This is a genomic window from Burkholderia sp. TSV86 (assembly GCF_001522865.1).
In the GTDB taxonomy this organism is placed as follows: domain Bacteria; phylum Pseudomonadota; class Gammaproteobacteria; order Burkholderiales; family Burkholderiaceae; genus Burkholderia.
Map to the genome: position 1 here is coordinate 58095 of NZ_LOWB01000040.1, position 11927 is coordinate 70021.

Genomic DNA, 11927 nt, shown 5'->3' on the forward strand with positions numbered 1-11927 from the left:
TTGTGTCGTAATGCAAGTCACCGGCCTGCCACCGCACTATCCGCATCGATCGTAAGATCGGCCACACCATTGACTGTGGCAACCAGTTTGGATTCCGAATTGAGTTTCATGCCTTCCGGAATCACCCAGCGCATCTGAGCGCCAGGTAGTACGTACCCAAGCAGGCCACGCGCAAAATCAGAGCGCACACCGTTCGATTCGAACGTCACACGCGTGAGCCGCGCATGCACTGGGCCACGGTTAGACATGACGAGCCAGCGCTTGCCGCCATCCTGCGCAACATGCCAGCTCAAGCTCGGGTGGCCGGCCGTTGCCGGATCGCGGTGCTTCTCCGGGTTCTCCTTCGCCCACAGGCCATTGCCGTAAACGAAGAGCGGCACCGAGTAATGCATCTGGAATTTGACGCCGAGCGACGAGCCGCTCGATGCGGTTTGCGCATCCTCAGGTTGCGGAATCTCGTCGATCAGTACGCGATAAGCTTCTTCTGTGCCGGGCGCAACATCGGCAGTGCGCGTCAGACGAATCAACTGCCGTTTGCCCGGCGGCACGGTTGCCATCGGCGGACTACCCGCGATACGTGCCTGATTTTCGTCGTAGATGTCTTCGCCATTCTCCTCGCGCCAGCCGAGCACACGCACCTGCAGCGTCACCGGCTGCCGATCGCGGTTCTCGAGCCAGAGTGCCGCCGCGCTCTGATCGCTGTCGATCACAGGATCGATCGGCCAGATCATCACGGACGCGGCCGCGTGAGCGTGACTGGCGGTGAAAGCCGCCGCCATCGCCGCGCAAAGCGCCGCGCGACGTAAAAAACCGCCGAAGCGCGCCGGTCCGCCCGGCGATCTCGAAACATTCATCACGGATTCCTAAGTATTAATAGCTGAGCGTGACCTGTGCGGTGTCCGTATAGGTGCCTGCCGGAACACCATTGCCCGGAAGCGTCAACGCACCATAAATCGGCAGCGTGATCGTTCCAGAGACGGGCACCGATACGGCCTGCCCAATCGCGATCGCCTGCGTGCGGCCCGGATCCGAATACAACCGGTACGCGATCCGCGCATTGCCGCTCGCAAGATTGCGTTGTGTATTGCCCGCGCTGGCATGCGCGCCGCCGTCGATCGTCATTTTGAGCGTCGAACCAGGTGCGCATTCGATCTGCACCGCGCCGCTGCCGACCGACGCGGTCGCCTGACCGGTCGCGACAGCCGGATACGTGCCGAAGTCGAGCATGCCGAAATTCAGCCCGCTCGATGCGCCACCGCCCGCGACGCCACAACCCGCGACGATTTGCGCGCTGACCGTGAAGGTCTGGGTTCTGGGCAGCAGCGTATCGGCGTTGCCACAGACGGGCAGTGTTGCAATGCCTAACAAGAGAATCGCGCGTTGTAGAGTCGACATGACGATCGGAGCACCGAAATCGGGAAAACTGGGATTGCCTTACGGCTCATTCGCGAGCCGCAAGGCTTGGCTGGATGACGAGTCGCCGCTTACCAGCCGAGCGTGACGTTCAGCACATCGGTATAAGTGCCTGCTGCGAGCGCAGACGTACTCGTCTTGTTCGCGACGCCATACACCGGCAGTTGGAACGCCGCGCCCGGCGTCGGCACTGCAACCGCTTGCGCCGTGCCCGCGATGTACTGCTTCGAATGACCCGCGTCCGCATAAACCTCGTAAGGCACATAGCTCGTACCGTTCGCGAGTGCACGCGTACCCGAGCCGATGCCCGTGCCCTTCGATGCGTTTTGGCCACCGTCGACCGTGACTTGAATCGACGTGACGTCCGGCGAGCACGTCACCTGCGCCGTCGTCGAGCCACCGCCCGTAGCGGTCGCGTTGAGCGAGCCGGTAAAGCCGCTCGGCTGCGTGCCGAAATCAAGCGTGCCGAAATTCGTCCCGCTGACCGAGCCGCCGCCCGCATCAACCGCACACCCCGTCGTCAGCACGAGCTTTGCATTGACCGTACCGGTGAGCTGGCTGGTTTGGGCTTGCACACCCGCGCAGGCAGACAGACAGGCGACGGCCGCCCAAGCTTTCCAGTGAGCTTTCATGTGGTTTTTCCTTCTAGGTAGTAAAAATGAACAGTTACTGCTACTGCTTTACCTACTCCGAATCACCAATCGAGCGTGATTCCGAGCAAATCCTCGTAATTGCCGGATGGCACCGCGCGGGTCATGCCATTGACGACGCCGAAGATCGGCAGCGTCACGTCGTCTTGCCGTCCGTCGACAAGAAACGATTGCGGGAGCATCGGTACATAGGGAACACTACGTGCCGGATCGCGGTACACGTTGTACGGAATCCGTCCAACGACGCGTCCGCCCGCGTCGCGCTGAACGAGATAGCGACTTGATTGATCGCCGTTGCGGCCGGCGTCGAGCGATACCAGGAAGCCCCGTACATCAGGACTGCAAACGATGCGCACTGCGCCATTCGATGTCGCATTGCCGTCGGCGGTCAGATAATCGTTCCAGACCGGGCCATGTGCGCCGAAATCGAGGCGACCGAAATCGGTGCGCCCAGCGATGCCAGCGATCTCACAACCGCGGTTGACCTGCAAATTAACTTGCATCACACCGGTCAATTGACCGGCCGCAACAGCCGTGAACCACAGCATCGATGCGGCCCCCGCCGCCGACTGCCATACACGCTTGCCCATTTCCTTCTCCGCGTGATCGGCCCTCGATTTCCATTTTTATTTTTGATTCCCCGCCCCGCCTACCTTGCTCATACATGCACTGCGAACACTGCAATTCCGTGCCACACAGGCGCCTTTCGCAATTCACGCATCACGTCAAACGGATAAGCCGAGGCCAGACGACGCGAAACGCGCCGCCAAGACACATAACATTGGAAATCGAATTAAACCGACCTGATTTTTAATTGAATAAATAAACTAAATTGAGTATTTGAAATCGATCACTTTCGAATCAAATCTCCGTTTCACCCCAAATAATGAGATAGATGATGAATGTTTCTTGCAATACTCACTATCGGAATAATCCGAGTTTTTGTTAAATTTACAAAATTTAAAGATCGGATTCGAAATTTTAATTTCTATGTTAATTTACAATTTTTGAAATTTTATGGGGTTCGATTTAAATAATTCGCGGTCACGGTCAGTCATTTTTATTAGCAATCCGCCAATTGGCTGACACACCACCTCGATGAAGTGCATCGGCTGCATAGGGCGCTGCAACAGGGCGATTGGAACGCACGGAGTGGCAACCAAACAAAGCCGCCCTAAGATGCCCCGCCGTTTTACTTTCTATGCAATCGCGAGCCACTTTCATATGGCCTGCAAATTCCAGCCGATCCCGGGCTGCCTCAAGGCCGTATCTGTATATAAAACGACGGCGTCCACGGTCACGCCCGTGACGCTCGGCGATGCGCATTGATTCGCGGCCAGCGGGACAACGTCTCTATTTCCCGCTGCCCGTATCGCTGTTTATGCAACCGAAACGACCCGCATGAACAACGCAGCGCTCATTACAGCCCCATATCGGCGTGCGCGCACGGCCCCGCCTGCGTCAATTGATAGCAGTTCGTTACCGGCACACGGCTCATGCGTAACAATGCTGGATTTGACATTGCACGGTCAGCCTCGCGGCGAGAACGGCGCCAATTTCGATTCCCGTCTCCGCGAGCAAGCGATGCGTCGAATAAAATCCCGCGCCAATGCGAATCTATCGCTCACTACGCGCGGCGTCGCCAAGCATCAAATCGAGATTCTGCACAGCGGCGCCGGATGCGCCTTTCCCGAGATTGTCGAACACTGCGGCAATCACGCATTGCCCGGCCTCGTTGTTCGCGAATACATGAATATGCAGATCGTCGGTGCCGTTCAGCGATTCCGGCTCGAGCGAATCGAAACTCGCGTCGCAATGCAGCGGCGCGACCGAAACATGCGGCGCACGCTCGTAGTGCTTTGTCAGCTCCGCATGCACCCGTTCGCCGCTCATACCGGCCGCCATTGCGGAAAAATGCAGTCCGACCGACAGCAGGATGCCCTGCCGATAGCGGCCGATCATTGGCAGGAAAATTGGCCGCGCCGATAATCCCGAATGCAATTGAATTTCGGGCACGTGCTTGTGCTTCAATGCAAATCCGTATCCTCTCACCGGCGTGTCGATATAACCGGGGTTCGCGGGATTCTCATATGCATCGATCATTTTCACGCCAGCGCCGGAATAACCGGAAACCGCATGGATCAACGCCGGAAAACCGGCACTTACCAGCCCGCGCTCGACAAGCGGGCGCAACACCGCGATCGCTCCTGTCGCGTAGCATCCCGGATTGGAAACGCGCCGGCTCATGGCGATCCTGCCCGCATGTCCGGCCGTCAGCTCGGCAAATCCGTACACCCAGTCCGGATGCGTCCGGTATGCGGTGCTCGCGTCGATCACGCGAACGGCAGGATTACGAATCAACGAAACGGCTTCGCGCGCCGCATCGTCCGGCAAACACAGAATCGCGACGTCGCATGCATTCAGTGCATCTGCGCGCCGCTCGACGCGCTTGCGCTCGGCATCCGGCAGCGACAATAACGCAATATCGTCACGGTCAGCGAGGCGATCGCGAATCTGGATGCCCGTGGTACCCGCCTCGCCATCGATGAATACGACCGGCTTCATCATTGATCACTCCGATTTGCTGATGTCGAATGCACGATGATCGACTCGCCGGCATGGGCCGTTCGAGCCATTCGGCGAATCTGTTCGAACCCCACATTTGCGCTGCGGAAAATCCATGCAGGCAACCGGCCAGCCTAACGCTCCGGCACATTCGGCGCACGCCGAAAGCAGATTCACTCTAAACATCCACACGCCGCTTGTCCATCCAATACGGCGCGACGATTCCCGGTAGCGACGTCGCCACCAGCATCAGCACGATCCAGTCATATCCCGCCGCCGGGCTCTGGGCCGTGCGCGCTGCGTGTGCCGACGACCAGTCGAAAATCGCGCCGATGAGCGGCTGAATCGATGCCGCGACCACGCCGGCAAGCGTGCTGTTGATGGCTGTGCCAATGCCAATGTGCTCGCTCGTGTAGATGCGCTTCAAGCTCATGAAAATCTGCGGCAGTGTCGCGCCGCCGACGAAGCCGAAACCGACAAGACCCACGACCACGGCCGCCGTGCCGGCCGCTTGCCCGATCGACGGAGCCAGCGGTAACAGACACAGCGCCCGCACCAAGCTGCCGATCGACAAAGCGCGTCGCAGCCGGCGCGGATATCGGTCGACGAGAAAGCCGCCCGCCACGGAGCCCAATGCCGTCGCCACCAGCACGAGCGACATCGCCGATGCCGCATCGCGCTTGGCCATGCCGAACCCGTCGGACAGGATCGGCATACCCCAGACGCCGGACAGGCTCATCGCCGCGACGAAATAGGCGACGAAACTCGTCGCGCTGCCCCAAGCATCGCGTGTGCGCAGAAACGCGCCCATCTTGGCGAGTGAGATCCGAATGCCATCGCGAATCTCCGTGCTCAGCACAACGGCGCGGGATGCGCCCACGCGCGCGCGGCCCGCGTCGGGCACGATGAGTGCGATCAACAGCGCGTCGACAATGATCAAGCCGGCAAGCGCCGTGTAGGTCGGCCGCCATCCCCAGTGTGCGACGGCGGCGGCGAGCGGCATGGTGGCAACGATGCCGCCGAGATAGCCCGATACCTGCGACACGCCCGATACGAAACCGAAACGCCGCTCGGGAAACTGCTGCGCGACAAACTTGATCAGCGCGGCAAATACGATCGCGTCACTACAAGCGACGCACAGACGCGCGGCGAACGCGACACTCAGCGTCGGCGCTTGCGAGAACAGCAGCGTGCTTGCAGCCGATACGGCGAGGCTAATCAACATCACCCGCCGCACGCCGAGGGTATCGACAAGAATGCCTGTCGGCACCTGCATCGCCATGTATCCGTAGAAATAGCCCGACGCCAGCAGGCCGATGCCAGTGCCATCCGTCGCGAAATCGCGCCGCAACACGTCCACGAGCGTTTGCGGCGATACGCGCTGCCCAAAGGCGATCGCATACGCGATGGCGAACAGCGCCCATGCAGCGATCCGCCAGTGTGCGCGCTCGCGCGCCGCGATGCACGGCATCGTAGGCTCGGCCAAGGTTTTCTCCCGAATCCGGGCTGTCGAGCCGCAACGGCCATGGCAGGCGCGACCAGCCGGTCGCGTGCATTCTAATCTTCGATCTGAGGGTTCGTCAGCGCCCCGGTCACCCGCTCCAGTGTACCGCTCAGCCAAAGCTCTTTCGTCAACGCGCGTCGTATCTTGCCGCTCGTGGTCTTCGGGATGGTGCCAGGCCGAATCAACGCGATATCGTGTGCGAACAGCTCGTGCTGACGAACCAGCGCCTGCCGGATATCGCCGATCAGTTCGTCGAAGTCGAGATTGTTCCGCCAAGTCCGTTCGACTTCCTGAACGACAATCAATACCTCCTGCTGATCGAGCACGACCGAAAACGCCGCGTTGCAATGCGCGCGAAGCGCGGGATGACTGCGCTCGACAGTCAGTTCGATATCCTGAGGATAGTGATTCACCCCACGAATGATCACGAGATCCTTCAGCCGCCCCGTGATGTAAAGTTCACCGGCGCTGTCGATGCAACCGAGGTCCCCGGTTCGCAGCCACCTTCCGCGCGCTTCGCCATGAATACGCGCATCGAATGTGCGCACGTTCGCGTCAGGCCGATTCCAGTAGCCGCAGCTCACGTGCGGCCCTCTCACCCATATCTCGCCCGTGCGGCTCTGCTCAACGCGCGTGAGAGCAACCGGATCGACGATCGCAATCTCCTCTGCCCGCAGCGCGCGCCCGCATCCGACCAGACGCTTCGTATCGTCAGCGCACGACGGCGGCAGAACGCGCCCATCGCTGAGTGCGGCCGCACTGACGGGCCGGGTGACGGCGCCGCCCCCCGGCATCCCGCCGCTAATCAGCAACGTCGCTTCGGCCATTCCGTAACACGGATACAGCGATTCGCGCCGGAATCCGAACGGCTCGAACGCTTTGGCAAAGTTATCGAGCGTATCCGCCCGAACGGGCTCCGCGCCGTTGAACGCGACTCGCCAGCATGACAAGTCGATGCCGTCGAGCGCTTCCTTCTTGATGCGCTCGACGCAAAGATCGAACGCGAAGTTGGGTGCGCCCGCAATCTGGGCCCGATAGCGATCGATCGCGCGAATCCACGCCAGCGGCCGCTGCATGAATGCGACAGGCGCAAGCAACACGCATAGCGCGCCCGCATACAGTGCCTGCAACACATTGAGGATCAGCCCCATGTCGTGATACAGCGGCACCCAGCTTACGTAGGTCGAGTGTCGATCGTTGCGAAACGTCTCGAGAATCATTTGCAGGTTCGCCAGCAGATTGCCATGCGATACCTGCACGCCCTTTGGAGACGAAGTCGAGCCGGACGTGTATTGCAGGAAGGCCAGCGATTCGCGTGTGATCGGCTGCAAAAACGAAACGACGCACGTCTCGAGCGCCTGCGCCGCACGAATCTCGTCCAGCTCGACTGTCATGACCGCCGGAGGACTGGCCGCCGTATCCGTCAGTACTTGCGTGAGCGAAGCGGCCAGCTTTTCCGTACTGAGACACAGAGCCGGCGCGCAATCGAGCACGATGCTTCGGGTCGCGTCGCGCATGCGCGTCTGCTTGGGCGGCATGATCGGCACGGCAATCAATCCCGCCTTCAAGCACGCAAAAAAAGCGACGATGAATTCGAGTCCAGGGGGAAATGCCAGCAGCGCCCTTTCGCCCAGCGCCGCCGCCCCCGCGAGCCGCACCGCCAATTTGCCGGCCAATGCATCGAGTTCCGCGAACGTCAGCGCCTGTTGTTCGCCCCCCGAATCGTCGACGAATACATACGCGCGGTCGGCCGGCTGATAGCGCGCCTTTTGAGTCAGCACATCGACCAGCGACGCATATCGTTGTTCGTCCGCCATCGTGCGTCACCGGTCGAGAGCGTCAGCCAAGCGCGCATTCAAAACCGCCTTGCGTGCCGCGATCCGTTCGGGCTCGATACGCCGTACATCCCATGCCAGCCCGCAAGCCTCCAGCGCGAGCACCACCCAATAGCCGAAATCGACCTCGTACCACTTCAGCCCAAAGCTCGCCGATGCCGGGAACGCGTGATGATTGTTGTGCCAGCCTTCGCCCCAAGTCAGTATCGCGAGTAGCGGATTGTTGTGGCTGCGGTTGTCCTGCATCTTGAACGGCCGCGAACCGAACAAATGCAATAGCGAATTCAGCGCCGACACCGACTGCTCGACGACGAACATCCGGACTACGCCGCCCCACAGAAATCCGGTCAGCGCGCCAATCCAGCTGTGCGTCAGCCATCCGCCAAGCAACGCGGGCACGGCAAGACCTACCACAATCCATAAGTGATACATACGGTCGGCTTTGACGACGGGCTTGTCCGCGAGCAGATCGGGAACGTAATGAGCGACATTCGGGTATTCATGCCGAATCATCCAGCCGACATGCGCATGCCACCAGCCGCGCAAGCGTCCGGTAAACGTCGTGCCATGCATGTTTGGCGAATGCATGTCGCCTTCGTGATCGGCCAGTTCGTGGTGGCGGCGGTGCATCGCCGTCCACGAGATCATCGGCCCGCGCGCCGCCATGCAGCCGAGAATCGTGAAGATCACTCTGACGGGCGCGCTGGTCTTGAATGCCCGATGCGTAAACAAGCGGTGAAATCCGACCGTCAGCGCAAAACCCGTCAATGCCCACATCAGAAAAAACAGGCCGACATCGACCGCCGTGAGCGGCTGATAATAAAGCAGGCCGAGCGCGCACAAGGTCCCGACGAACGGCAATACATCGAATAACAGGAAATGCCGCCGTTGCAGCCGATGCAGATAGGGACTGCTGATCGCCGTGCGGTCCCGTTTGCGACGCACCGGCGCCGGCTCGTCCAGCGCCTGCTCGCTTTTTCGATAAGAGGCGGCCGAGCCGGCAAGCTCGGCCGAAGAATGAAGGTCGCTGGCAGGCGTCGACATGAACGGCTCCTTCTGAAATGGAAATCGAATCGAATAGCGCGATCGCGCGGTCCGACATTCGACCGCTCGGCCCTACCAAGGCTATCCAGCCGAGCGCCGTTCGACAATTGATCTTTTCGGCGCCATCGTTGTGCGACATGCAAGCGTCTTTCGCGCACGCCTGCTGACTCGATCAACGTTGAAAAAAATTCAATCGTCCAATTTCAAAATGCAATTGTTCATATCAAAACCAGCCTTTAACCTGAAGCTCCCGATATCTTTCCCCGTTCGATGAGTCTCCTATGCGCGACGAAATACAGCTTCGCGGACTCCGGCGAAATGACACCGCCAGCCTCGTTGAATTCATGTCGGGAAACAATTTTATCCGCGGCCTGACCGTGCTTCCTTATATCAGCGAGTACGACGTGCAACGCCTCGTCGAGCCAAGCGACACCCGCCACTGGATCATCGCGGCGCTGAACGATCAAGCGATCGGCTACGTCTATCTTGAATGGGGCAAGGGGAGATGGCGCAATATCGCGACGCTGGCGATCGGCGTCGCGGATCAGCATGTGGGAAAAGGCGCCGGCCGCAAGCTGCTGGATGCCGCGCTGTGGCTCGGCTTTCGCTATCTCGATTTGCACAGGATCGAGCTGGTCGTCTATGCCGACAACGAACCGGCCATCCATCTGTATGACAGCGCCGGATTCGTGCGGGAAGGCATGAAACGCAGGAACGCGTTTAGAGACGGGCATCATCCGGATGCGCTCGTCATGTCTATTCTGCAATCGGACTACGAAAACAGCAGGCGCTGACGCGTCCCGTTGCCCTGCGCTCGAATCATCAGGCGAAGGCACGCTCACTGCTATCGAAACGGAGGCGCAACGTGATTCGGTTCGAAGAAACGTTCCTCAATGAAGGAATGCTCCCGATGACGATACAAATCATGTCGGGACGCGATGCGGACATCGACAGCGTCGTTGCGTGGCTCGCCGAGCATCGTCCGCTGTTCGACGCGCATCTGTCGACACACGGCGCTGTGCTGCTGCGCGGATTCAGCGCGCTCGACGGCGCTGAGCCGTTCAGCCGCGCGCTCGGCGCGCTCGCTGCCCACCTGATGGACTACATCGGCGGAACAGCGCCCCGGCATACCGTGCTTGGCAATATCCTGACCGCCACGGACCTGCCACACGAATACACGCTCGCACTGCATCAGGAAATGGCCTATACGGCCAATCCCCCCGATCGCGTCGCGTTCTTTTGCGACATCCCGCCCACCGAAGGCGGAGAAACGACGATAGCCGACGCACGCGAGATCACGCGGCGGCTATCGCCCGGCATCAGGGAACGGTTCGAGCGGCAAGGCCTGCGGGTAAGGCGCACGCTGCCGACGCCCGACATGCTGCATCTGCGCCCCGGCATTCCAAAGGCGTGGCCGGCTGTCTTCGGAACACATGATCCTTCGGAAGTCGAACGAATCGCTGGCGACAAGGGCTGGGACATCCATTGGTTGCCCAACGGCTGCCTGCAACTCTGGCAGGAAATGCTGCCCGCGTTCAAAACCCACCCGTCGACGGGCGAACGCGTGTGGTTCAATCAGGCGCACTACCATACGCCGGACTGCACGCTGAAGTGGGCGCAGCGCGACGGCCGCACCGAACATTGCGAACTGATACGAACGGCGATGACCGACCATCCGGAGATGCTCGACAACGTATTTCATCGCGACGGTTCGGCCGTCGCCCGCGACGATTCCGAGCACATCTGGGAAACGCTGATGGCAATGGAAGTACCGCTGAAATGGCAGGCATCCGACCTGCTGATGCTCGACAACGTTCTAGCGATGCACGGCCGGCTCGCTTATCGGGGTCAGCGCCGAATCCTGGCCGCACTGATCCGCAACACCGTCGTCACGCATTGAACCGCGCCCCTGCTTTCCGGCAGTGCCATGCGGTTCCGCCACGCTAGGAGGGCGACATGGGCAACGTATTGGTCATCGATGGTCCGCAATCCACCTATCTCGAAGGGCTGGATATCGAGCGCGACGTATTCGGCAGCGAACATACGGTCGAACTCTGCCGCGTGCGCGATGAGGCTGAAATAGACGGCCGCCTCGAGGAGGCAGACGTCGTCATCTCATGGCATCCGGTGCCGCTAGGCGCCAGCAGCTTCAGCCGTATGAGGCGTTGCCGCGGCGTCGTGCGCGCGGCAGTCGGCTACGACAATATCGACGTATCGTTCGCGCGCAGCGTCGATATACCGGTTGCCAACGTTCCCGATTACGGCACCGAGGAAGTCGCCGATCACGCGATGGCAATGCTGCTCTACATCGTACGCAATCTCGGCACGACGAATACGACCGCCCGCGCTGCGTGGGACTGGCGTGACATCGGCCCCGTGCCGCGCCTGCGCGGGCTGCATCTGGGCCTGGTCGGATTCGGCCGGATCGGAACCGCGATGTCGATGCGCGCACGCGCATTCGGCATGATCTGCACCTTCTATGATCCGTGGCTCACGCCCGGCGTCGAAAAATCGCTCGGCGTCGAACGCGTCGACGATCTCGATACGCTGTTTTCCGGCTCCCGGATCATCTCCGTGCATACGCCAAGCAGCCCGGCGACACGCCGCCTGATCGGCGCGAAACAACTATCGCTAATGCCACGCGACGGCATTCTAATCAATACGTCGCGCGGAGACGTCATTCGCCAGGAAGAGTTGATCGAGCATCTGCAGACCCATGCCGAATTCCGTGCCGCGCTCGACGTGCTATCCGGCGAGCCTGCCGTTCCCGCCGCGATACGCGACAGCGCGCAGGTGCTATTGAGTGCGCATTCGGCGTTTTATTCCGATGCATCGTTGATGGAAATGCGGCGAAAGTCCGCCCTGACCGCGAAGTGCTTTTTCCGTGGCGAAGAAGTCCGGACCATTGTGAATTGA

The 11927-nt window shown here is 60.5% G+C and carries 12 protein-coding genes; 4 read left to right on the forward strand and 8 right to left on the reverse strand.

The window, feature by feature from the left end:
• Positions 1-17: 17 nt before the first annotated feature.
• The 4 genes from WS68_RS07210 to WS68_RS07225 all read right to left on the reverse strand — a co-directional run bounded on the left by WS68_RS07210 (position 18) and on the right by WS68_RS07225 (position 2653).
• Positions 18-854 carry a fimbrial biogenesis chaperone gene (locus tag WS68_RS07210; protein WP_059570143.1) on the reverse strand — a complete coding sequence of 279 codons (837 nt, stop codon included), beginning with the start codon at positions 852-854 and terminating at the stop codon, positions 18-20.
• A 16-nt stretch (positions 855-870) separates the two neighbouring features.
• Positions 871-1395 carry a Csu type fimbrial protein gene (locus WS68_RS07215; protein ID WP_059570144.1) on the reverse strand — a complete coding sequence of 175 codons (525 nt, stop codon included), beginning with the start codon at positions 1393-1395 and terminating at the stop codon, positions 871-873.
• Positions 1396-1484: 89 nt separating this feature from the next.
• Positions 1485-2045: a Csu type fimbrial protein gene (locus tag WS68_RS07220; RefSeq protein ID WP_059570145.1), complete on the reverse strand. Its 561-nt coding sequence runs from the start codon at positions 2043-2045 to the stop codon at positions 1485-1487.
• 62 nt (positions 2046-2107) lie between these two features.
• Positions 2108-2653, reverse strand: a complete 546-nt coding sequence (locus WS68_RS07225; protein ID WP_059570146.1) for a Csu type fimbrial protein — start codon at positions 2651-2653, stop codon at positions 2108-2110.
• Between the two features lie 562 nt (positions 2654-3215).
• Between WS68_RS07225 and WS68_RS27330 the strand changes: the two genes are divergently transcribed.
• Positions 3216-3392, forward strand: a complete 177-nt coding sequence (locus WS68_RS27330) for a hypothetical protein (RefSeq protein ID WP_156429385.1) — start codon at positions 3216-3218, stop codon at positions 3390-3392.
• 288 nt (positions 3393-3680) lie between these two features.
• Here the strand turns inward: WS68_RS27330 and argC are convergent, their stop codons facing one another.
• From argC to WS68_RS07245, 4 genes are all read right to left on the reverse strand, one after another.
• Complete coding sequence (gene argC, locus WS68_RS07230; protein ID WP_059570147.1) at positions 3681-4631, reverse strand: N-acetyl-gamma-glutamyl-phosphate reductase; 951 nt, start codon at positions 4629-4631, stop codon at positions 3681-3683.
• A 175-nt stretch (positions 4632-4806) separates the two neighbouring features.
• Positions 4807-6114, reverse strand: a complete 1308-nt coding sequence (locus WS68_RS07235) for an MFS transporter (protein WP_156429386.1) — start codon at positions 6112-6114, stop codon at positions 4807-4809.
• A 71-nt stretch (positions 6115-6185) separates the two neighbouring features.
• On the reverse strand, positions 6186-7949 hold the full coding sequence (locus WS68_RS07240) for a fatty acyl-AMP ligase (protein WP_059570149.1): 1764 nt from the start codon (positions 7947-7949) through the stop codon (positions 6186-6188).
• A gap of 6 nt (positions 7950-7955) precedes the next feature.
• The gene (locus WS68_RS07245) at positions 7956-9011 is read right to left on the reverse strand and encodes an acyl-CoA desaturase (RefSeq protein ID WP_197419548.1); all 1056 of its coding nucleotides are present in this window, start codon (positions 9009-9011) and stop codon (positions 7956-7958) included.
• 281 nt (positions 9012-9292) lie between these two features.
• Between WS68_RS07245 and WS68_RS07250 the strand changes: the two genes are divergently transcribed.
• From WS68_RS07250 to WS68_RS07260, 3 genes are all read left to right on the forward strand, one after another.
• Entirely contained in the window at positions 9293-9805 is a 513-nt protein-coding gene (locus WS68_RS07250; protein WP_059570150.1) for a GNAT family N-acetyltransferase, read from the forward strand.
• Positions 9806-9921: 116 nt separating this feature from the next.
• The gene (locus tag WS68_RS07255) at positions 9922-10911 is read left to right on the forward strand and encodes a TauD/TfdA family dioxygenase (RefSeq protein ID WP_197419549.1); all 990 of its coding nucleotides are present in this window, start codon (positions 9922-9924) and stop codon (positions 10909-10911) included.
• A 56-nt stretch (positions 10912-10967) separates the two neighbouring features.
• Positions 10968-11927 (forward strand): C-terminal binding protein, encoded by a 960-nt coding sequence (locus WS68_RS07260; RefSeq protein WP_059570152.1) that lies wholly within the window; start codon positions 10968-10970, stop codon positions 11925-11927.